This window comes from Campylobacter subantarcticus LMG 24377 (assembly GCF_000816305.1).
GTDB lineage: Bacteria > Campylobacterota > Campylobacteria > Campylobacterales > Campylobacteraceae > Campylobacter_D > Campylobacter_D subantarcticus.
In genome coordinates this window covers 351,540-374,703 of sequence record NZ_CP007773.1, presented here as the reverse complement: position 1 = coordinate 374,703, position 23,164 = coordinate 351,540, and the positions used below count along the sequence as shown (strand labels likewise).

The following is a 23,164-nucleotide window of genomic DNA, read 5'->3' as shown; positions in this document are numbered from 1 at the left end:
GTATATAAAAGTAAAATAGCACATTTTAAGTAAGTTCTTTATAAAATAACTTTCTATTATATTAAAAATAAGGTTTTATTTTGTTTTCTTTAAAATTTAAAGCTCAAGAATATAGAATTTGCAAACATTGCTCAGAATTTAATCCTGACAAAGACGCTAAATTTTGTATATTTTGCGGAAAAGAATTATATCATGTTGCAAAACAAAAATTTGATTATATTTATAGTAAAAATCCTGCTATCATGGTTGCTTTTTTAGCAAAAGTTGCCAAAGTAGATAATAAAATCATTGCTCAAGATTTATCTAAATTTATATCCTCTTTGCTTGATAAGATAGAAATGTTTTATACTAAAGAGTATAGTGGCTTTAGAAATACTTATGCAAGTATTTTTGAGTATGAGAAAAATCAAGGTAGAAGCATTAGTGAGCTTTGCTCTAACATACGCATAAGCAAGGAAGAAGCGGATTTTCTTATATGTTTATTGCTTGATCTAATATACTATGATAAACAAATGAGTGTAAATGAAAACACCTTAATGGAAAATATCATCATAGGACTTGGGTTAAACCTCATAAGCTTTAGAGAAATAAAAATAAGATATGAGTAAATTTATAATTTCGCACATGAAAACACTCAGCAAAAACAAGAAAAACACCAAGATGAAATAAAAATCACCCTAGAGCAAGCCTATGAAATTTTAAATTCTCATCCAAATGATGATTTTGAAAGTATTAAGAAAAATTATAGAAAGCTAGCTAAAGAATACCACTATGATAACCTTCATTCTAAAGAGCTTCCACCTGAACTTTTAAAGATAGCCCAAGTGATGATGAAAAAGATCAATCTAGCCTATGAAATTATAAAACAAGCAAGGGGTGAATGATGCTTATTTGCAAACATTGCAATATGAAAAATTTAGAAGTAGCTAAATTTTGTAAAGAATGTGGAAGTAATGAACTATACGATCCACAAGCAAAAGAAAAACTAGAAAAAGAAAGACAAAGACAAGAAGAATTAAAAAGATTAGAAGAAGAAAGAAAAAAGAAAATCGAAGAAGAGATAAAAATAGCCCAAGAAGAAAGAGAAAAGAAACTCAAACAAAGAAAAGAATTCATCATAAAACACAAAAGTAAAATCATAGCTAGTGTGATGATTTTGATTTTGATAGCCTTAGTTAGCGTGTATCAGTATTTTTACGGTGGAAAATATAGCCGAATTTACATAAGCGAACTTGAAAGTAAATGCCACAGCGATGAAGCGAGTTGTAAAATACTCCAAGCTATCTACAAAGAAAAATGTGATAAGGGAGATGGTAAAGCTTGCTTTGCTAATATATTTATGAATGGTGATTTAATAAGAGTTAAAATCGATGGAAAATGGAGTTTTTTAGATAAAAACGGTGAAATTGCGATTGAAAAATTTGATTATGCTCAGAAATTTAGTGAAGGCTTGGCTAGTGTTAGACTAAATGGAAAGTATGGATTTATAGATAAAAATGGAGAATTTGTTATAAAACCTAAATTTGATGGTACTTGGAATTTTAGTGAAGGTTTAGCAATTATCAAATTAAATGAAAAGTATGGATTTATTAATCAAAATGGAAAAGTTATAATAAAACCAGAACTTGATAATACTTCGTATTTTAGTGATGGTTTGGCAATTATCAAATTAAATGAAAAGTATAAAATTATAAATAAAAGTGGAGAAATTGTAGCGGAGCCTAAAATTGATTTTGATAGTATTTGGGAATTTAAAGAGGGTTTAGCAAGAATTGAAATAAATGGAAAATGGGGTTTTATAGACAAAAGTGGGAAAATTGTAATAAAACCTATATTTGATGGTGCTTGGAGTTTTAACAAAGGTTTGGCAAGAATTGAAATAAATAGAAAATACGGTTTTATAAATAAAAGTGGAAAAGTTGTAATAAAACCTATATTTGATGATATGGATTATTAAACCTCCACTATCTCCACTTTATCCTTTAAAACATACACCAAAAAAGCCTTAGTAGAAGTCTTGGCCAAGATTTTTTCTATAGCTTCTTTATAAAGTAAAACTTGCTTTTTATGCTCGTTTAAATTTAAGCCTGTTTTATAGTCTATAATGATAGCTTCATTATCATCAAGTGCAAGCATATCAAGCTGTTTTTGCTCACCTTTATAAGTGATGATTTGCTCTTTTAGTAGCTTTTTACCCACTAAAAATGCGTTAAAGCTCTCATCTTTTAAAAGCATAGTAAGTCTTTTAAAAAGCTCATTAAAAGCTTCATCATCTAAGTGAAAACGGTATTTTCTATACACCATTTGCTTGCAAAATTCAAAATTGTTCTTGGTGTTAAAATCAAAATATTGCAAAAACTCATGCAAAGCCAAACCAAAATGTATCTGCGTGCTTGAAAGATGACTTTTTACTTTGACTTCTTGTAAATTTACCTTTTGAAATTCTTCAAAGTTTTCTAGTTGCTCTAAATTTTCTAAAGTCTCATTTGTTTGAATAAGCTGTTCTTCTATAGCACCTATTTGCTTTTCTTCATAGTCTTGAAAATAACTCTTAAAGGTTTTAAAGCTCTCATCATTTTTTATGATAAAAAGAGAGTTTTTAGCTCTAGTAAGGGCTACATATAGACAATTTATCTCATCTTCTGCTTGAAGTTTTTCTCTTTTAGCTAAAAAGGTATTATAGTTTTCATCTTCAAGGTATTTTCTAGCACTGTGTCGGTATTTTACTTCCCAACCTTGCTCTAAATCATACTCAAACATCAAAGTTTCATTATCCGGAGCTTTTTTGCTAAGTCTATCAAGTACGATTAAATTTTCAAATTCAAGCCCTTTAGATTTATGCACAGTCATAATGCTTACTCCATCATCTTGAGCCTGCAAAGATTTTAATCCACATGGAGCAAATAAAAAATCAAAGAAATTATCAAAAGTACTTGCATACTCTAAATACGCAATGAGATTCACGTCACTTAAGTCAAGTTTTAAAACATGCGCTAGGTATTTTAAAATCTCACCTACACTTCGGTTTAAATCAAGCGTAATAAACTCGAGTTCTTTTTCTAAAATACTACTTGCAAAGTACAAACTAAACTCATCTTTAAGTACGCAAGCCTTTGCATACTCAAAAAGCACTCTTACGCTAATACAATCCATCAAAGCTACATTGCTTTGCGTATAAGCTTTAATGTTATTTTCTTCAAGAAATTCTTTCATTAAAGTAGCATCTTTGTTAATCCACACCAAAATGCAAATTTCACTAAGCCTTATACCTTTTTCTAAAAGCTTTTGGATGATCTTTAAAACTTCTTTTCCACTTGCTTCATGTAAAGAACTTTTTGGCGGGATATGATTTTGTAAAACCTCTACATATCCACCTTCTTTAATGCTTTTTTGTAAAGTAAAGCTAAGGTTTAAAAAACTATCAAAAAATTTATCTTTAAAAACTTCATTTACATAATCAACAATGATCTTTTTACTGCGATAATTAGTATCTAAATGCTCTAATTTAATTTGTGGAAAGTCTTTTAAAAGCTTATCAAAAAGCTCTTTTTTACCCCCTCTAAAACCATATATGCTTTGCTTTTTATCGCCCACATAAAAAAAGCTTCTGTTTTTTTTCACACCCTCGCCTGAAACAAGTTCAGCGATAATAGGCTTTAAAATTTGATACTGCAAGACATTCGTATCTTGAAATTCATCGATCAATAAATGCGAAATATAACCATCAAGCCTAAAATAAATTAAATCCTTATTAGCTTCATCACTAATTAACTCATAAGTTTTTAAAGCTATATCCGAGAAAGTTAATGCATTTTGCTTAACACTGCTTTCGTTTCTTGCTTCTTTAAAATGCTCCAAAAGCTTTGCAAGCATACTAATGCGATAATTTTCCATTTGAGTAAAACACTCTTTTGCACATTGTAAAAATTCTGCTCTTTTTTGTAAAAATTCACTATCGATGATTTTTACAAAATATTTTTTATCTAAATCACAGATGATAGGTTTAGCAAAAAAATTTTCTATATTTTCAAATTCAAAATTTTTTTGATAATTTTTATCTGTACTTAAATTTTTTGCATAAGCTATAAATTCATTTAAACTTTTTTCTAAAAAAGTTTTATTTGGAAAATGTACATTTTTTGTAGAATTAATCTCACAAGATCTTTCATATAAACTTTCAAGATTTTGCAAAAAGTCACTCTTGCTTTTTGTCTGAACAATATAATAAGCCAAAGCTCTTAGCTCTTCTTCATTTAACCTAGCAATGAAATTTTTATAGCTATCTTGACTTTCTATAATGTCAAAATCACTCATAAGACCTAAATTTAAAGCAAAAGAACGAATGATTTGCGAAAAAAAGCTGTCAAAAGTGTAGATATTAAGCTTAGATCTTAAAAATTCCTCTTTGTATTTTTCTCTTAAAGCTATAAGCTCATCTTTGCTTTTACCTAGCATTTTCATAAGCTCATCACACTCTGCTTTATTTTCTCCATTTTCAAGCGCATCAAATTCCAAAAAGGTTTTAAAAACCCTTTCTTTCATTTCACTTGTGGCTTTATTAGTAAAAGTAAGGGCTAAAATTTCATTGATCTTAGCTCCCATTAAAACCAAAGCTACAAAACGCACGCTTAATGCAAAGGTTTTTCCACTTCCTGCGCTAGCTTCTAAAGCCAAAAAAGGTTCAAAATGATAACTCAAAGCTTAAACTCCTTTTTATAAAGCATAGCATAAGGGCTATAGGTATTGTCGTTTTTTTGATTAAAAAATTCTTTCTCCAAAGGCTCCTTAGCTAACTCATTAAGCAAGTCTTTCAATTCTTGCACACTCTTGCTTTTGGAATTTTCATGTATGATTTTGATATTTTTAAGATCATAAAAGCAAGCTTTTGTATTTGATGGAGCATTTTGACTTTCTAATAAAAACTTATAAAAAGCAAGTTGATAAGACTTTTCATCTGCTTTACCACTTTTATAATCTATAATCAATCTTTCATTGCCATTATTATCTACTCTATCTAAAAAACCTATAGCACGAATTTTCACTCCATTTTCTGCAGTAAATTCTTTTTTTGGTGGCATAAATTCACATTTTTCCACCACATATCCTTGCTTAAAATGTTCATTTTCAAGAATTTGAAATTCTTTAAATATAGTTTGTATTAGAGCTAAGTTAAGCGCATCAATGCGATATTGTTGCATGTCTTTTATCACTTGCATAAAAACTTCATAATCAAAATGATTTTTTGACTTTTGTGTATAGTAAAGCTCTAGTGCCTTATGGATGAAACTTCCTAATTCATTTGCCCTAAGTGTATCATCTAAGATCTTTGGTTCTTTTAATCCTAAAACATATTTATAATAATAATCCAAACCATAATGTACAAGAAGATGAAATCTTGAAAAAGAAAGGTCATTTTGAAAATAATCATGCTCTGCTCTAATGCTTACAATAGGATCAAGATTAAACATACAAGGGTGAGTTTGAAAGTATTTCACATAAGCATTATTACTATAAGTCTTATCTTCATAAAATGGAAATTCGAGTTCACTTAAAAATCTTGATTTGATTTTTTCTTCATTTTCAACATAAGTAATTCCCACCAATTTTGCTTTAGCTATTAAAGTGTAGTAATAGTGCCTTTGTAAATTTTCTCTTTGCGCATGAGTAATAAGCCCTGCTTTTTTGCGAATTTCATTGTTTAAAAATAACTCACTTGAAACTCTTTTTGGGATAAACTCATCATTAAAATCAACTATAATTACTCCATCATATCTAAGTCCCCTACTTTCTAAAAGCCCCATTACAATGACTTCACCACCCCCAACACTACTTAATTTTATACTATCAATTTGCATAAAAAATAATTCTAAAATCTGAGCCAAACTTAATGCATGAGTTCTGATAAGCTCTTTGATGAAAATCAACTCTTGCTGAATATAATTTTTCAATTCATCGTTGCCATCTTCTAGTAAGCAATAGATTAGATTTTCAAAAAAATCAAAAGAAACATTCTCATCAAAAAGTTTTTTAAACTCTGCAAAATCAATACTAGAAGGGAAAAAATGAAAATTACACCAATGCTTATTTAAATTCCACTTCTCATAAAAATTCTCATTTTCTTCATATTCAAATTCCTCATCCTTAGCACCCTCATACAAGGATTTTAATCGATGATAAAAAGCTGTATTCTTAATACTTTCACCACTTGCATAGTTTAAAACATTATTTTTATCATATAACCTCAAAATATCTACAAATTTCTCATCAGGAGTGATCACCACGATATCTTTTGCACAAATACCCGCTTTTAAAAATGTATTGATTTTTTCAAAGACAAAAGCCGCTTGTAATGATCTTAAATTAAAACTTTTATAGCTAATTTGACTTTCTTTCAAAAAACACTTTTCTTCTAAAATTGCTTCATGATTTAAATCAAAACAATAAACATGATCTATCTTTAAATCAATACCTTGCAAAAAACTAAGCGTACTTAAAAAATCTTTATTAAATCGAGTGCAATTAAATTGTATCTTAATAGGTAATATTGCTTTAATTTTTAGCAAAATCTCTACTTCAAAAGCATTCAAAAAGCCTTGAAAATCAAAAACAATCTCATCATAATTTTTTAAAAAATCAACATTGATTTCATAATCAAGTGGCAAAGAAATATCATCGTATAAATTTTGCTCTTTTAACAAGGTAAGATAATTCTTAAAAAGTTCTTCTAAAATTTGCAAATGTTCATCATACTGTGCATAAGCATCATGAAATTTCAATGCAGTAATATCTTTTTTTTCTAAACTTAATTCTTTAAAAAAGCTAAACAAATATGCATTGTTTTTTAAAAAAGCAAAGAAATTACTTGGTATTTTTAAACTCTGCTCTAAATTTTTAGTTTGCTCGCAAGCTTTTTTCATTAAAAGCAAACATTCATAATGCGAGGCTTGAAAAGAAGGAGAAAAAACCACTTTTTGCATGAATTCAGCCACACTCATAGCCGGATCCACTAAGATATCATCTTGTAGCTTTTCCTCATAGTATTTTCTCAATGCTCTCAAAGAACTAAAAATAAAAAGCTTCATCATTTAGTTTGGAGAAAAAATTTAAAAAATCCTACACTATTTTCATTTTGAGTAATTTTTAAAAGCACCTGCCAAGCACCTTTTTCTTTAGCATCAAAACTAAAAACTAAATCATTAGCTTCTATTTTCACTTCTAAATTTTTATCATCAACACTAGTATGTGGACGCGAAAGCAATGCTTGAATTTGAAGTTGATTAAGATCATAGTTTTTTAGATTATCTACTGTGATTCTAAACTCATTCTCTCCTTCGTTGATATAGTAAATTTGACTTTTTTTACGCGTAAAACTTTCTCTATCTTTAACACTTAATTTAAAATTTTCATCAAAAGCTTTTTGCCTATTTTGAATTTCATTATAGTTTAATTCTACATTTTGGTAAGAATCAAAATAAAAATTATCTTCATACACAGGAACTTTACTTGCTATAATGACAGTCACAATACAAGCAATTACAATAAGCCCTAAAGAAATCAAAATGCCATAAGGCCAAAATGTTTTTTGATTTTGCATTCATCTTCTCCTTTTGATTTTTCTTTGAACTAGCATTAAAATTGCGACACATAAAAAGCCATAAATTAAAATTCTCATAATATTTAAAGTATCACGATTTGAATTTCCATAAAAAGGTTTAATATTAAAATGATTTGCCACTTGATCGGCTATATCTGCATAACCATTTAAAATAGCAGCGTTGTAAATGTCTTTTTGCTTAGGATTTGCGAGTATAGGTAAAATCGTTCCTTTCTCAGGATAAGGGCTTAAAACACCTTCTTTATCAAAGTACTTCATAGCATCATCACTTGCAAGTATATCTACCTTGTGTGAAGCTTTAGAAAATACAAGTAAAATATATGGTTTACTTAAATTAGCTTCATAATTTTTTAAACTTTCAAAATCTTTTTTATCACTTAATGCTAAGGCTATATTTACTCCGGTTAATTCATGAATTTGTTTTGAGCTTGAAGTGATATTTTGCTCTATTGCAGTATTTAAGATGTTATCATTTAATAATATTTCAGCATGTAAGAAATTAGCAAAGCAAATAAAAATGGCGGTTAAAAAACCGCCTTTAAAAATCTTTTTCATCCTATAAAAAGGTGATTTACAGTTAAAACTGACCAAGCAGTAACTCCTGCTGCTACAACTAAACCAACTACAATTAGATATTCAAGAATTTTTGCCATAATCATTCCTTTATGATAATATGTTCTTCTCTTTTAGAATCAAACATTTTAATTTGCTCTGCATTTTCTATTTTGTAAGGTTTTTGCATTACTTCTTGCTGTGTTTTAAGCCCCCAAATAGTAAGTCCTGTTAAAATTGATAGCAATAAAACTGTCGCGATCAACATTCCACTAACACCCGAAAGTGAAAATACACATCTATTTGAATTCTCCATTATTCACCCCTTGAAAGAGAAATTGCATATTCGCTAACTGCTTCTTTTTGAAGCTCGTTTAATAAACCATTATTAAAATGAGGCATTACACCTATACTACCTGCTTTACCACGATTTAAAACATCTACTACAAACTCAGCACTACCATATTTTGTTAAATCCGGAGCTACCAATTGGCCATCAATAGTTCCTTTTCCATTCTCACCATGACACACTGTACAAGTAGCGAATAATTCTTTTCCTTTTGCTACAAGTTGAGGGTTTTCAGTTTTTTTAATCGCTGAAATTTCAGAAGCAACATAAGCAGCAATTGCTGGAACATCAGCTTCATCTATGCCATTATCAGCCGCACCCAACATTTCACCCATAGGATAATTCATACCCTTAGAACCTTTTGTGATTACCTCTATAAGTCCTTCTTCTGAACCCCATACATTAAGATTTTGTGCTTTTCCATTAATACCATCACCTGTAATACCATGACAAGAAGAACATTGAACCAAGAAAATATTCTTACCCATTTCTTGTTTATCTTGTGCACTTAAATTTGCAAATTTTTGCGCAAATTTTTCATTATGTGTTTGAACTTCTTTATTATACTCACCAATTTGAGAATAACTATTTAAAGGGTATCCCCAAAGAAAATACCATATACACCATACTATAGCTAAGAAAAATACCACAGCCCAACCAAGTGGTATAGGATTTTTAAACTCACCTATACCATCCCAACTATGCTCACTTAGTTCACCTTGGCTCTTTTCTTCTTTCATACTTTTAAACAATTTTCCTACCACAACAAGCGTAATTAGTATGATAAGAATTGCTCCGATAAAAGATAATAAATTAACATTATCTTGTAAATTCAACCATTGCATTAAGCACTCCTTTTATTTTGCTCTAAAACACGATCGCTGATTTCATCATGCAATGCTAAATCAGCGTATTTTTCATAATTTCTTCTACCTGTTTTTTCAGATCTATACAAATGAAACCAATAAGAATACAAAACTACCACTAAAAATACTACAAGAGCAAAAAAACCATAAGCTTGTAGCTCTCTTATTAGTTCTAAATCCATAGTTTCTCCTATTTTAAGCTGTTAAGATACGCAATTAAAGCTACAATCTCTTTAATCTCGCCTCTAGCAAACGCATCTTTAACATCTTGATTTTTCATTTGATCTACTATAGCTTGAGCTTCTGCTTTAACTTCTGCTTGAGCTTCTTCCCAAGTACCTAGTTTTGTACCATTTTCAACATCATAAGGTACATTGAAAACTTTTTTTACAGTTAGTGCTTCTGCATAAGCTGTTTCTATATTTGCATTATTACTAAACATATGTTTATAAGCTGGCATAATAGAACCAGGGACAACTGAAACCGGATCCCACATGTGATTTTCATGCCAATCCGTTGTTCTAAAATTACCTATACGTAATAAATCAGGTCCTGTTCTTTTTGAACCCCATAAAAACGGTCTATCATAGGCATATTCACCACTAACTGAATACATACCATAACGATCTGTTTCTGATTTAAAAGGACGAATAAGTTGCGAATGACATGCATTACAACTTTCTTTAATATAAGCATGGCGTCCTGCAAGTTGTAAAACTGTGTAAGGCTTTTTACCTTCAATTGGTCTTGCATTCTGAGCAAAATCAGGTAAAACTTCTACAATACCTGCATATGCAATCACTATAAATACTGCTACAGCAAAAAAGAATGGATTTTTTTCTAACCAACTAAACATATTTTTCCTCCTTATGCTGCCATAGGTGAAGCACTTTTTGGCTCTTTATCAAGCACTCTACCTACCGAAATTGATTTATAAATATTATAAACAAACATAAAAAATCCTACTAAATATAACAAGCCACCCACAGCTCTAATCCAATAATAAGGAATAATAGCTTCAACAGTGTCAATAAAAGTATAAAGTAAGTTACCATATTCATCTGTAGCTCTCCACATCATACCTTGGGTAATACCTGCTATCCACATAGAACTAAAGTACAATACTATACCTGTGGTTTGCATCCAAAATTGAGCTTCCATTAATGATTTACTATATAGTTCTCTTTTAAACATTCTAGGCACCATGTGATAAAGTGCAGCCATAGTCATAAAGCCAACCCAACCTAGAGTACCATCATGAACATGTCCTGGAATCCAATCTGTAAAGTGTGCTAATGCATTAACTGATTTAATAGAAAGAATAGGACCTTCTAAAGTTGAAAACATATAAAAAGTTGAAGCTAAAATCATAAATTTAATCAACGGACTTTCTCTTAATTGGCTCCACTCACCTTTCATAGTAAGTAAAATATTAATTGCTGAACCCCAAGAAGGTAAAATAAGAACAATTGAAAAAACTGAACCCATAGTTTGCATCCAATCAGGCACAGTAGAATAAATCAAGTGGTGTCCACCTGCCCATAGATAAACAAACATTAAACCCCAAAACGCAAATAAAGATAATTTATATGAGAAAATTGGCTGACCGCTTTCTTTTGGTAAGAAATAATAAATTTGAGCAATAATACCAACAGTAAATACAAATGCAACTGCATTGTGCCCATACCACCATTGAACTAACGCATCATTTGTTCCTGCATACATAGAAACACTATGCCACCAATCACCCACACCACTTACAAAATAAGTAGGCACTGCCATATTGTTGAATAAATAAAGCATCGCTATACCTAAGAAAGTAGCTATATAATACCAAAGTGAAACATATAAAGTTTTTTCACGGCGAATTCCAATAAGTCCAAAAATACTTACACCCCATAAAACCCAAACTAAAACTACCAATATATCAAGTGGCCATTCAAGTTCTGCGTATTCTTTTGAAGTACTAATACCTGCAAATAAAGTTATGACGGCTATAATCATAGTAATCATATAAAGCCAAAAATGTAATTTACCAACAAACATTAAAAAGCTTGATTCCGCCATACTAACTTTTAACACACGCTGACCAATATAATACCAAGTTGCCCAAATTCCTGAGAGCATAAAACCAAAAATTACACCTGAAGTGTGTAATGGTCTAAGTCTTGAAAAAGTACCATACTCACCGGCTAAATAGTTTAAATCCGGATAAGCCATTTGGAAGGCAATAAGCGTTCCAATAGCCATACCAATAACACCAAACAATAAGGTAGCAAACATAAAGTATTTTGCAACCGTATAGTCATAGTTTAACGCATTTCCTGGGTGCATTTCCTCTCCTTAAGTTTTTTTCTGCAATTATGCAATCTTTATATTATATGATATTTAATATCTTTTTTAGCTTAAATTATGTCAAATTATTTATTATTTATTAATAAATTATAATATTATCGTGTGAGCATAAAACCTGTATAAGAAAAATACACGCCATAAAAAAAGATTAAAATATAAGAAATCAAACTAATTGTTTTTTGAAATTTTTCACTCAGTGTTTTAGAAAAATAAGCAAAAAAAACCAATGCGGGCAAGGTTGAAAGTCCAAAAATAAACATAATTAACGCTGCTAAATAAACATTTTGCACGCTCATTCCAAAAGCTATATAAAAATACACCAAGCCACAAGGCACAAAACCATTTAAAAAGCCTAAAAAAATAGTACTTTTTAAAGACTTATTTTGAATTAGTTTGGAAATATTTTTTTTGACAATACAGTCAAAAATTAAAGAATTTTCAAAAAAAGCTAAAAATTTTCCTTTAAAAATTAAAGCACAAGCTAAAATCATCATAAAAATCCCGATAACAAAAAACATTACACCTTTTGCAAATTCGCTAAAAGAAAATAAATTTCCAAAAAATCCAAAAAACACGCCTAAACAAACATAGGTAAAAATTCGAGATAAATGATAAGAGAAAATCAAAAGAGAAAAAGGAAGTTTGATTTGCTTTGAAAGTTGAGTATAAGCCAAAACAAAGCCTCCGCACATTCCATAGCAATGTCCAAAGCTTGAAAGAAAAGCTATACTCGCTAAAGCAATGAAATCTAAATTCACAAAAGCTCTAAAAATTCTTTAAAGATATATTTGCTCTCATGCGGCCCTGATGATCCTTCTGGGTGATGTTGCACTGATATAATAGGATAATTTTTATATCTTACACCCTCTACATTATCGCCAAATAAATTTCTATGAGTAATAGTTGCAACCTCTGCTATTTTTTCTGGCACATTATAATTGTGATTTTGTGCTGTAATTTCAACCATGTTATTAGTAAGATTAATCACAGGATGATTTGCTCCATGTTGACCAAATTTCATCTTATAAGTTTCATAACCAAATGCATTACTTAAAAGTTGGTGCCCCAAACAAATACCTAACATAGGAATTTTTGCTTCTACTAGTTTTTTAATCTCTGCAATTTCATCTTTTAAAATTTTTGGCTCACCTGGTCCATTTGATAAAAATATACCATGAATTGCACCTTTTTGGTATAAATCAATCAAATCTTTTGCCTTGGTATTATAAGGAAAAACTTCTACTTCAAGTCCTACGCTTACAAGCTCATTTAAAATATTTTCTTTTACACCATAATCAATCACAGCTATTTTTTTACCACTTGTTTTTATATTCTCATAAGCTTTTTTGCTATGATCCCAAGCACCTTTACTATGCCTATAAGAGCTTTTAGTGCTAACTTGTGCTACATAATTTACCTCATCGATTTTAGCACTAGAAAGAAGTATTTTTTTAAGCTCTTCTTTGTCTTTGATTTCAGTAGAAATAACAGCTCTTAAATTGCCTTGATCTCTAATCATTTTAACTAAAAATCTAGTATCAATTTCGTAAAGCCCTATCTTCCTATGGTTTTTCAAATAAGTACTTAAAGAACTATTGGCTCTAAAATTAGAATAATCTTCATTTAATTCTCTTATGATCATACCACTAGCAAAAATTTCTTTGCTTTCATTATCTTCATTATTAACACCAACTATACCAATTTCTGGCATTGAAAAAACCACAAATTGACCCGCATATGAAGGATCAGAAATAATCTCTTGATAGCCCGTTAAAGAGGTATTAAAAACAAGCTCACCAAAAAAAGTTCCATTTTGCCCAAAAGCCTTTGCACTTAAAAAAACATCATTTTCTATATAAATATAAGCTTTCATAAAAGTCCCTTTTTTCTAAGCTCTTCTTGATATAACTTTTCAAATACTAATTCATATTCTTCAGAACCTGGGATAAGCTTTCTTTTATAATTTGAAATTTTTTCATAAACCAAATCTTCTAAATTTTCATATTCTTTTAAATAAGACATAATACTTGAAAAAATTAGATTTTTCACGCGATTTTCTGATACATTGTAGTTAATCAAATCCTCTTCTACTAAATTTTCTAAAATTTTATGAGAAAGGTTGTTGTATCGATCTTCGCTATCAAGTATAAATTTAAACTCATTAGCTAATTTTTTCTTGATCATCCAAAACATACTTTTTCTGTCAATTTGCATAAACTCAATCTCATCTTCTTGGCTTTCTAGAAGCTCTTTTGCTTTTTCATCTAGCTTACGCTCATTCAAAACATCTATTTCTATAATCTCTTTTGCAACTTTTAAAAGTTTTTGGCTATCATCTTTGATTTTTACAAAAGAAGAATGCATTAAATCAAGTATAATTTTATTTGCTATATAAGGTATGTGAGCTGGTTTGATACGCATTTATTCACCTTTTTATTTTTATTGAAATAATACTAAAAAAAAGGTAAAAACTGCTTAAAACTTATTGCGAACTTGCATTTTGATCTAAATTTTTCAAAAGCAAGGTTAAATCTGAAGCTTTTTTAGGATCCATCTTAGCCATAACAGATGAAATTTTTCTAGGATCTAATGAAAGTAAAATTCTCGAAGCCTCATCTGACTCCATCTCACTTAATATCCCCGCAACTGCTACATCTTTCATTTTTGCGTAAATTTCTGTAATACGACCCATAGTTTTATCATTAATCACTTGAAGATTTTTCTTTGTTGCTTCTAAAATACGCTCATTTTGTTCTTTTAAAGTTTTTATTTGTTCTAAACTTGCATTAATATCTGCTTCTTTTTGCACTAAAACTTGCATTTTTTCTTTCTGTAAAGCTTCAAAAGAAGCCTTATAAGCCTCTAAGCCTTGTCTAGCTTCATCGTATTCTCTGATTTGTTCTTGCATTTGCTCTTTTCTAGCTTCAAAATACTGCTCACAACTTTGTTGAGCATGCAAAACCCCTATAAAAACAAATAAATATATTATCTTTTTCATGATTTGTCCTTATTAAAATGTCTTATTATAGCAAGTTCATCGATAAATTTTTCTTCTTCTTTTTGTAAAGCTTTTTGGATCTTTTTTAACTCTTCATTTTCTAATACTTTGATTTTTTCAAATTCCAAATGTGCTTTTTTATATAAATGCTGATGGTGCGCAAATTCTTTTTTAGTTAAATCTAATTTTTGTTTTATTCTTTGCTTACCTTCTCTTGCGATTTCTTGCATTTTCAAAGAAGATCGCAAAAGCGCCACCGAACCTTTATCAGCTAAAGTTAAGCTTTCACAAGTTCTTGAAGCTTCTTTAAGTTCTTCTTCATATTGCAAAAGCTTTTGTCTTGTTTTGGTTAAATTTGCTTCTGCTTTATCAAGCTGTTGCTTTCTAAGCTTAATCACAGAAGAGTATTTGCTTTTCATAAAATGATAGTATCATCTCTTTCAGGGCTTGTAGAAATATAACCCACTTTTACTCCACTTAGCTCCTCTAAGCGTTTGATGTATTTTTTAGCATTTTCAGGCAATAAATCATAGTCTCTAATTCCTGTAACTTTATCCCAGCCTTCCATCACTTCATAAATAGGCTTAACATTTTCTAAATCACATGGAACATAATCTATCTCTTGCCCCTTATACTCGTATGCTCTACAAATTTTTACACTATCAAAACCATCTAGTACATCTAGTTTCATCAACGATAATGAATCTAAACCATTTAATCTTGCAGTGTATTTTACTGCAACCGCATCAAACCAACCACATCTTCTTTTTCTACCTGTGCTTACGCCGATTTCTTTACCAATGAGTCCTATTTTTTCACCATCTTCGCCTAAATCTTCACTTGGAAAAGCTCCATTTCCCACTCTTGTTGTATAAGCTTTTACTATACCTATAACTTTTCCAATTTCTTTTGGATTTAATCCCAAACCACTTAAAGCTCCAGCCGAAATAGTTGTTGAACTAGTAACATAAGGATAAGTTCCATGATCAATATCAAGCATTGATCCTTGCGCACCTTCTAATAATACTTTTTTATCCTCATCCAAAGCTTTCCAAAGCATTCTTGTAGTATCTGTAATATAAGGAGCTAGTATTTCTTTAAAGCGTTTTAAATCTTTTAAGATTTCATCATAACTAGGCATTGCGATGTCTAAAACATCAAAATAAGTTTTTTTAAGTTCAAAATCTTTCATTAAATTTTCGCAAAGTTTTTCAGACTCTAGCAATTCCCCTACTCTATGCCCATTGCGGCTTATTTTATCTTCATAACTTGGTCCTATACCCTTGCCTGTTGTTCCTATAGCTTTATCGCCTTTAAGTCTTTCTCTTGCTTGATCAATCAAAGCATGGTGATTTAAATTCAAATGAGCTCTATCACTTATAAATAATCTTCCTTCTAAATTTTCAAATTGAGCCATTTCGCTAATTAATACATCAGGATTTACAACAACCCCATTACCTATAACATTAATACATTGTTTATTCAAAATACCTGATGGCATTAAATGTAAAGCATATCTTATACCATCAACCCATATAGTGTGACCTGCATTATGTCCGCCTGCACTCCTGCAAACATAATCATAATTTTCACATAGTTTATCAACTATCTTACCTTTACCCTCATCACCCCATTGGATACCAACGACAATATCTGCTTTACTCATAAAAACTCCATTTTGACTTAAATTTGGCGAGAAGGTGAGAGAATCGAACTCCCCAAAAAGTAGTCAACTACCCTTTCATCTGATTTGAAGTCAGTGGCCATCACCAGATAAGCTAACCTTCCAAAAATATATTATATCTTAATATTTTTAATTAAAACAAAAATTAAATACGTAAATTTGAAACTATTTTTAATGATAATATTTTATTTTGTATAAATTTATTAGCTATAATACTAGTTTTTTAGTGTCAAGTTTTGACAATTACAATTTCTGGATACAACAATGCATTCTTTTAAACAATCTTTTTTTATAAATTTTTGGAATAATTCCAAAGGCATGATTATGCTTGGAATTTTAAGTGCTATTTATTTTGGAATTTTTGGTAGTGTTTGGGCAGTCACTGGCGAAATGACGCGCTGGGGTGGAGAGCTTTTAGAATTTTTTGGTATGGATTTAAGCTCTTATTCTTATTATCAAAAGCAAAATTTAAGTGGAACCCCTTTAACAAGGATTGATGGTATTATGCTTATAGGTATGTTTATAGGGTGTTTAAGTGCTGCGTTTTTAGCAAATAAATTCAAATGGCGCTTACCTGTTAGTAAAATTCGAATTTTTCAAGCTATTATAGGTGGAATTTTATCCGGATTTGGCGCAAGACTTGCTTTTGGTTGCAACTTGGCAAATTTTTTTACAGGCTTGCCTTATTTTTCTTTACATACTTGGGTTTTTACTATATTTATGATTTTAGGGATTTATCTAGCTGTTAAAGTTTGCAATCTAGCACCTTTTAAACCAAAAGCCAAATTACAACGCGTTTGCAAAGAAAACCAACCATTAAAAACACAAAATAAAACCGTAAAGATATATTTTTACATAGGACTTATTTTATTTATAGTTTTTATCGCTTATGCTGTATTTATAATACAGAAACAACCTTTAAATATTAAAAACAAAGAAAGTATTCTTCCCTTAGCGCTAATATTTGGCTTTGTTTTTGGTTTTATTATATCTAGAGCTCAAATTTGTTTTACTTCTTGCTTTAGAGATTTGTTTTTATTTGGTAGAGATAATACTATAAAAGGTGCTTTAATAGGGATGATTATAGCTTGTTTAATAGCCTTTGCTTTTATCTTACAAGGACACACTAGCAAAATAATAGAAATATCACCAAATGTTGCTTTAGGTGCTTTTTTGTTTGGCTTTGGGATAGTTTTTGCGGGTGGGTGCGAATGTGGCTGGATGTATAGAGCTTGTGAAGGACAAAGTCATTTTATTATAGCGGGTATTGCAAATATTATTGGCACTATGATATTAGCTTTAAGTTATAATCATTTTCCAAATTTCTTAACAGACGGAGTAAAGGTTCATATTTTAAACGAATTTGGTTATTTTAATGGCTTATTGATTAATTTAGTTTTATTTGGAACTTTATTTTTATTCATATTAAAGTTTAAAAAATCATTCTTTTTCAAACAAAATAAAAAAGGGAAAATATGATTATTCATTATAGTTTAAACTTAGAAGGTGAAGCTTGTCCATACCCTGCTATAGCTACTATTGATGCTTTAAAAGAACTAAAATCAGGCGAAGTTTTAGAAATCTTATGTGATTGTCCACAAAGTATTAATTCTATACCGCAAGATGCAAAAAATCGTGGTTTTAAAATTCTAGAGATAAATCAAGATGGTCCAACGCTAAGATTTTTAATTCAAAAGCCTTAAAGGCTTTTGAGTATATGTTAAAGATGCTTCAACATTGTTTCATACGCTGCTTTAGTTCCTGGGCGTACTTTTGTGACTAAACTTACCAAGATAATTACAACAGAAGCAGCTAAAAATCCTGGGATAATTTCATAAATAGGAAATTCAAGCCATTTGGCCAAGAAATTTTTATATACTACTACTACAACTGCACCGGTAATCATACCTGCAATAGCAGCATATCTAGTCATTTTTGACCAAAACAAAGAAAAGAGCATCACAGAACCAAAACTTGCTCCAAACCCTGCCCAAGCATAAGCCACTATACTTAATACGCTTGAATTTTTATCCGTAGAGATGATAAAAGCTATCACAGCTACTGCTAAAACTCCAAATCTACCTAAAGTCATTACCATTTTATTAGAAGCTTCTTTATTAAAAATTCTTTTATAAAAATCTTCTGCTATAGTTGAACTTGAAACAAGCAATTGCGAACTTGCTGTGCTCATAATGGCTGCTAAAATAGCACTAAGTAAAATACCTGCTATCCAAGGATTAAAAAGTAATTGCGACATTGCTATAAAAACCTTTTCAGGATCTTGCAAACTGAGCTCAAATTTACTCACATAAGCTATACCTAAAATACCTATCAAACAAGCGCCAATTAAAGATATAACCATCCAAGAAATTCCTACAAAAGTGGCAGTTGGAATATCTTTAGTTGATCTTATCGACATAAAGCGCACCAAAATATGTGGCTGGCCAAAATATCCAAGTCCCCATGAAAGTGCTGAAACTATACCTAAAAAGCTTAATCCTTCTCCCATAGAAAAAGTATTTGGCTTGATTTCTTTGACTATATTAACAGCTTCACTAAAACCACCCAAATGATAAACCATCACTATAGGCACAATAATCAAAGCACTCATCATCAATAAACCTTGAATTAAATCCGTCCAACAAACTGCCTTATATCCACCCAAAAATGTATAAGCAACTATAACCACAGTTCCTGTAGTTAAAGCATAGTCATATTGGATTCCAAAAGTTGCCTCAAAAAGCTTTGCTCCACCCACAAGCCCTGAAGAAACATAAAAAGTAAAGAAGATCAAAATAACAATAGCGCAAACCACTCTTAATATATGCTTATCATCATCAAATCTTGTTTCAAAATAATCTGGAATTGTAATAGAATTTGCAATCACACTAGTATAAATTCTAAGTCTTTTTGCTATAAAAGCCCAATTTAAAAATGCTCCTATACTAAGCCCTATTGCAATATAACTTTCAGCTAAACCACTTACATATAAAGCTCCTGGCAAACCCATTAAAAGCCAACCACTCATATCAGAAGCTCCAGCACTAAGTGCTGAAACCACAGGCCCCATAGAACGACCGCCTAAAAAATAGTCCTCTGAGTTTTTATTTTGTTTATAAAAATAAAATCCGATAAAAAGCATTAATGCTGAATATGCGACAAACATTATCGCAATTTGAGTATTAATGTGTACAACCTCCATTTATTCTCCTTTTTTTATTTTAAAGCACGAATGCCTAGATTTCCATAACGATGGAAAGATATACTTAAAGCTTTTTCATTGTGATATAAAAGCAACTCAAAACGTCCATTCATTAAAGGTTTAGCATTAGCGATGATTTTTGCGCAACTTGCTGCTTTTATGAAAATTGCATCATTAACATCTTGAGGCCCAAAATAACGAATTCTTTCATAATCAGCTATTTTACTAATGAAATTTTCTTTACTTTCTTTAAGAAATAAAGTTTTTGAGCTGATTTTTTGATTAATCTTTTGCACAAGATCTATTTTTTCATGTTCATCATAACTAAAGATAAGATCAATGTTTAATACACTTGCTGCTAAAATCACCCCTAACATATCTTTTAAACTGTCATCTTTATGTACTCTATAAGCGATATTTTTAACCTTTGTATAAGAGAAAAGATTATCCTCTCCTCTTATATTCACATAGTCTTTTACGCTTGCAAATTCATGCTTTGCATGATGAGCATAGCTTCTTGCCATAGCTTTGATGATTTCAAAATCGGCTTTATCTTTTTCATTTAAATCTAAGCTTAAAGCATTTAAATTTGATACTAATTCATTATCTAAAACATTTTGATCAACTTGACTTTGCTCTATATCTAAAAATTGAGTGATATAATTATAAATTCCAACTTTTCTACCAAAGCCAATTGCTGATTTTTTAATACCACCAAAAGGTTGTCTAAGAACTATAGCGCCTGTTGTTGGTTTGTTAATGTAAATATTTCCTGCTTCTATGTGAGTATGAAAATACTCCCATTCTCTCTCATCTAAACTTTCAAATCCTGCTGTAAGTCCATAACCTGTTGAATTAACTATCTCAATAGCTTCTTTTAAATCTTTTGCTTTCATTACAGTTAAAATTGGCGCAAAAAGTTCATTCATATGTGTAAAATCACCTTTTTTGGTTCCATATTTAATCCCCGGAGTTAAAAGATAAGGATTATCATCTATAAATTTAGGTTTTAAAGCCCAACTTTCATATGGAGCTAACTCATCTAACGCTTTTTGTAGTTTCATATCTGGTTTATCTGCTAAAGCACCGAGTTTATTTTTAAATACAAAAGGATTCCCTACTGCCATAGAGCTAGCAGCATCGACTAAAGTCTTTTTAAACTCTTCATCATTATAAACTTCTTCTTCTAAAACAAGCAGTGAAGTTGCAGAACATTTTTGACCCGAATTTGAAAATGCTGAATGAATGATGTTTTTAATCGCGCTATCACGATCAGCAAATTTAGAAACAATAGTTGCATTTTTACCACCTGTTTCAGCGCTTAAAAGTAAAGTTGGATTTGCCTTAAGCATTGCATAAGCGGTTTCTTCTCCACCGGTTAATACTGAAAATTTCACGCTTTGATCAATAAGTAAGTATTTTGATATATCACTTCCTTTAGCAGGCAAGAAAATCAAAGCATCTTTTGGAATTCCTGCATCCCAAAAACACTTACAAAGCATATAACCTGTTAGCATTGATAAAGATGATGGTTTATATATTACTTTATTACCTGCAGCCAAAGGCGCTGCTATAGTTCCTACTGAAATACCCACCGGAAAATTCCATGGCGCAATCACCACACCTATGCCTTTTGCTTTAAAAGTTGTATTAGGGTTTTGCTCTTTTAGTTTTTCCAAAGAGTGTGGATAAAACTCTAAAAAGTCTATAGCCTCACTCACTTCAGGATCAATTTCTAAGAAAGTTTTTCCTACCTCTAAAGCTGCTATGCCTATCAAATCACCCCTACGGTCTCTAACAAGTTGGGCAGTTTTTGCTAGAATTTTATAAATTTCATCATGACTTAATTCGCTAAAATTTGAACTCTTAGCTACATCTAAAGCGTATTTTATCTCTGCTTGGCCTGCAAGATGTGCTTTACCTATGGTGCGATTATTGATTTTATCTTTTACTTCTATCACCTGTAGTGTTTCATTTTTAATTTCATCTTTAGCAACTGGATAAACATCATAATTTTCTAAATTTTCATATCGAGTGCGTATTGCTTTAGCCCATTCTCTATTAGCTTTTAAGATAAAATCAGTATCAGCTTCATTTTTAAATTCTTTACTCTCATAAGAACTTATAGCCTTAACCTCGTTGTTTCTATCTTGAGTTCTATGAGTAGAATTATCTAAACTAGCAACACCCTCTAAAGACTTGATAAATAATTCTTTTTGTTTGTGCCAATTTGCATCATTAATCTTAAGATTGAAAAAATATCGCATGAAATTATCTTCACTAGTATTTTCATCAAGTCTTCTTACCAAATATGCAATAGCATTATTAAAATGCGCTTCATCACAAACTGGCGCATAAAGTATAAGATCATGCATTTTAGAAAGCTCATAAGAGCATTGCAAGCTCATACCTTCGAGCATTTCAAAAGTAAACGATGATAAAGCTCCAGCTTGTGAAATTCGAGTATAAGCATAAGCTATTTCAAATAAATTATGACTTGCTATACCTATGTTAATGTATTTATAATTATCACCTTCTAGGACAAAATCAAGCATTTTTTTATAGTTACTATCTGTATCAATTTTTTTATAAAAAGTAGGAAGCGTCCAACCTCTTTGCGAAGCTATGGTTTCTTCACTTTCCATATTTGCACCTTTAACAAAGCGAATTTTTATAGGCTTCATACCTTTTAGAACTCTTTCTTTTGAAAAAATAAAAAGTTTTTTCAAATATTCATAAGAATCAGGAAGATAAGCTTGTAAAACGATACCTGCTTTAATATTATACTTTGCAATACTTTCCATAAAAGCTTCAACGGTTAATTCTAAATCTCTAAATTCTTCCATGTCAAGATTGATAAATTTAGACACACCCTGTTTTTTTTCTTCCTCTAAAGCAAGAGCATATAGTTTATCTAATCTTTTTACCACCTCATCTTTAGAGTATTCAAAATCAATGATATTGATTTGGGAAAAAATGGTAGTAATTTTAATAGAAATATAAGTAATATAGCTTGTTTTTAGTGCTTCTTCGTATTTTTTCATCCTATAAGCACTTTCAGCCTCGCCCAAAACCTCTTCACCGATTAAATTTACATTTAAAGTAATTTTATCTTCATCTTTTCTTTTACGCATATGAGGCTCTAAAACACTAGGATTTGCATCCAAAACCATAGCTTTAGTATCTTCTCTTAAATGCTTAATGAAAAATGGCACACTAAGAGTTGGTGCTAATTTTCCAAAATTTAAAAAAGAAAAAAGTAAAAATTTTTCAAAAGCACTAAAAAAATCAGCTATGCCGTATTTGTTTAAAGTATGTTCTATCAGCTTAAAACTAGCACTTTTATCTTTACATCTAAAAGAGCGATCTAAAAGCTCGATCAACATTACTTTATTTTTAGGGTTGTTTAAAAGTTTTTGCATTTTGGCATGAAATTCTTTTTCACTTTGAGAGATATTACTTTCTATCTTTCTTTGTAATTCTTCAGCTAATTGCAAAGCTTTTTGTATCATTTTTTCCTCCATTTTGTAGTTAATATCTTTT

At 30.4% G+C, this 23,164-nt stretch carries 21 protein-coding genes, 1 tRNA gene and 1 pseudogene; 4 read left to right on the top strand and 19 right to left on the bottom strand.

Annotated features, from left to right (window positions below; genetic code table 11):
* The first annotated feature begins 80 nt into the window (after positions 1–80).
* Positions 81–884 (top strand): annotated as a pseudogene (locus tag CSUB8523_RS02000) (DnaJ domain-containing protein).
* On the top strand, positions 884–1,957 hold the full coding sequence (locus CSUB8523_RS09735; RefSeq protein ID WP_148308407.1) for a WG repeat-containing protein: 1,074 nt from the start codon (positions 884–886) through the stop codon (positions 1,955–1,957). The pseudogene CSUB8523_RS02000 and the gene CSUB8523_RS09735 overlap by 1 nt, the downstream one beginning before the upstream one ends.
* Here the strand turns inward: CSUB8523_RS09735 and CSUB8523_RS01990 are convergent.
* The 17 genes from CSUB8523_RS01990 to CSUB8523_RS01915 all read right to left on the bottom strand — a co-directional run bounded on the left by CSUB8523_RS01990 (position 1,954) and on the right by CSUB8523_RS01915 (position 16,523).
* A complete protein-coding gene (locus tag CSUB8523_RS01990; protein ID WP_043019459.1) occupies positions 1,954–4,698 on the bottom strand; it encodes an AddAB recombination complex, helicase AddA in 2,745 nt (914 codons plus the stop codon). The two genes, CSUB8523_RS09735 and CSUB8523_RS01990, sit on opposite strands and share 4 nt — an antisense overlap.
* A complete protein-coding gene (locus CSUB8523_RS01985) occupies positions 4,695–7,082 on the bottom strand; it encodes an AddAB recombination complex, helicase AddB (protein ID WP_043019458.1) in 2,388 nt (795 codons plus the stop codon). The genes CSUB8523_RS01990 and CSUB8523_RS01985 overlap by 4 nt, the downstream gene beginning before the upstream one ends.
* On the bottom strand, positions 7,082–7,594 hold the full coding sequence (locus tag CSUB8523_RS01980) for a FixH family protein (protein ID WP_043019457.1): 513 nt from the start codon (positions 7,592–7,594) through the stop codon (positions 7,082–7,084). Before CSUB8523_RS01980 ends, CSUB8523_RS01985 begins: the two co-directional genes overlap by 1 nt.
* Entirely contained in the window at positions 7,595–8,170 is a 576-nt protein-coding gene (locus tag CSUB8523_RS01975) for a hypothetical protein (protein WP_039662956.1), read from the bottom strand. It abuts the gene before it with no gap.
* Positions 8,167–8,268: a hypothetical protein gene (locus tag CSUB8523_RS09890; protein ID WP_148308406.1), complete on the bottom strand. Its 102-nt coding sequence runs from the start codon at positions 8,266–8,268 to the stop codon at positions 8,167–8,169. Before CSUB8523_RS09890 ends, CSUB8523_RS01975 begins: the two co-directional genes overlap by 4 nt.
* 2 nt (positions 8,269–8,270) lie before the next feature.
* On the bottom strand, positions 8,271–8,483 hold the full coding sequence (locus CSUB8523_RS01970; RefSeq protein WP_043019456.1) for a DUF4006 family protein: 213 nt from the start codon (positions 8,481–8,483) through the stop codon (positions 8,271–8,273).
* Positions 8,483–9,361, bottom strand: coding sequence for a cytochrome-c oxidase, cbb3-type subunit III (gene ccoP, locus CSUB8523_RS01965; RefSeq protein WP_043019455.1), 879 nt, complete (start codon positions 9,359–9,361; stop codon positions 8,483–8,485). Before ccoP ends, CSUB8523_RS01970 begins: the two co-directional genes overlap by 1 nt.
* A complete protein-coding gene (locus CSUB8523_RS01960) occupies positions 9,361–9,564 on the bottom strand; it encodes a cytochrome c oxidase, cbb3-type, CcoQ subunit (RefSeq protein ID WP_039617636.1) in 204 nt (67 codons plus the stop codon). Before CSUB8523_RS01960 ends, ccoP begins: the two co-directional genes overlap by 1 nt.
* An 8-nt stretch (positions 9,565–9,572) precedes the next feature.
* The gene (ccoO, locus tag CSUB8523_RS01955; RefSeq protein ID WP_039662950.1) at positions 9,573–10,238 is read right to left on the bottom strand and encodes a cytochrome-c oxidase, cbb3-type subunit II; all 666 of its coding nucleotides are present in this window, start codon (positions 10,236–10,238) and stop codon (positions 9,573–9,575) included.
* 11 nt (positions 10,239–10,249) lie between these two features.
* On the bottom strand, positions 10,250–11,716 hold the full coding sequence (gene ccoN / locus CSUB8523_RS01950; RefSeq protein ID WP_043019454.1) for a cytochrome-c oxidase, cbb3-type subunit I: 1,467 nt from the start codon (positions 11,714–11,716) through the stop codon (positions 10,250–10,252).
* Between the two features lie 116 nt (positions 11,717–11,832).
* Positions 11,833–12,495 (bottom strand): sulfite exporter TauE/SafE family protein, encoded by a 663-nt coding sequence (locus CSUB8523_RS01945; RefSeq protein ID WP_043019453.1) that lies wholly within the window; start codon positions 12,493–12,495, stop codon positions 11,833–11,835.
* Positions 12,492–13,610 carry a glutamine-hydrolyzing carbamoyl-phosphate synthase small subunit gene (carA, locus tag CSUB8523_RS01940; protein ID WP_043019452.1) on the bottom strand — a complete coding sequence of 373 codons (1,119 nt, stop codon included), beginning with the start codon at positions 13,608–13,610 and terminating at the stop codon, positions 12,492–12,494. Before carA ends, CSUB8523_RS01945 begins: the two co-directional genes overlap by 4 nt.
* A complete protein-coding gene (locus CSUB8523_RS01935) occupies positions 13,607–14,158 on the bottom strand; it encodes a DUF507 family protein (RefSeq protein WP_043019451.1) in 552 nt (183 codons plus the stop codon). The genes carA and CSUB8523_RS01935 overlap by 4 nt, the downstream gene beginning before the upstream one ends.
* A gap of 61 nt (positions 14,159–14,219) precedes the next feature.
* Positions 14,220–14,735: a MotE family protein gene (locus CSUB8523_RS01930; protein ID WP_043019450.1), complete on the bottom strand. Its 516-nt coding sequence runs from the start codon at positions 14,733–14,735 to the stop codon at positions 14,220–14,222.
* Entirely contained in the window at positions 14,732–15,154 is a 423-nt protein-coding gene (locus CSUB8523_RS01925; protein ID WP_043019449.1) for a flagellar FliJ family protein, read from the bottom strand. Before CSUB8523_RS01925 ends, CSUB8523_RS01930 begins: the two co-directional genes overlap by 4 nt.
* Entirely contained in the window at positions 15,151–16,401 is a 1,251-nt protein-coding gene (locus CSUB8523_RS01920; protein ID WP_043019448.1) for an adenylosuccinate synthase, read from the bottom strand. The genes CSUB8523_RS01925 and CSUB8523_RS01920 overlap by 4 nt, the downstream gene beginning before the upstream one ends.
* A 24-nt stretch (positions 16,402–16,425) precedes the next feature.
* Positions 16,426–16,523 (bottom strand) — tRNA-Sec (locus CSUB8523_RS01915).
* A 160-nt stretch (positions 16,524–16,683) separates the two neighbouring features.
* Here CSUB8523_RS01915 and yedE point away from each other — a divergent pair.
* Together yedE and yedF are read left to right on the top strand one after the other, a co-directional pair.
* Positions 16,684–17,898 (top strand): selenium metabolism membrane protein YedE/FdhT, encoded by a 1,215-nt coding sequence (gene yedE / locus CSUB8523_RS01910; RefSeq protein ID WP_043019447.1) that lies wholly within the window; start codon positions 16,684–16,686, stop codon positions 17,896–17,898.
* Entirely contained in the window at positions 17,895–18,122 is a 228-nt protein-coding gene (gene yedF / locus CSUB8523_RS01905; RefSeq protein WP_039662930.1) for a sulfurtransferase-like selenium metabolism protein YedF, read from the top strand. The genes yedE and yedF overlap by 4 nt, the downstream gene beginning before the upstream one ends.
* Before the next feature lie 17 nt (positions 18,123–18,139).
* On the opposite strand, the gene putP is transcribed toward yedF, so the two are convergent.
* Positions 18,140–19,621: a sodium/proline symporter PutP gene (putP, locus tag CSUB8523_RS01900; RefSeq protein ID WP_043019446.1), complete on the bottom strand. Its 1,482-nt coding sequence runs from the start codon at positions 19,619–19,621 to the stop codon at positions 18,140–18,142.
* A 14-nt stretch (positions 19,622–19,635) separates the two neighbouring features.
* Complete coding sequence (locus CSUB8523_RS01895; protein WP_043019445.1) at positions 19,636–23,133, bottom strand: bifunctional proline dehydrogenase/L-glutamate gamma-semialdehyde dehydrogenase; 3,498 nt, start codon at positions 23,131–23,133, stop codon at positions 19,636–19,638.
* Positions 23,134–23,164: the final 31 nt, after the last annotated feature.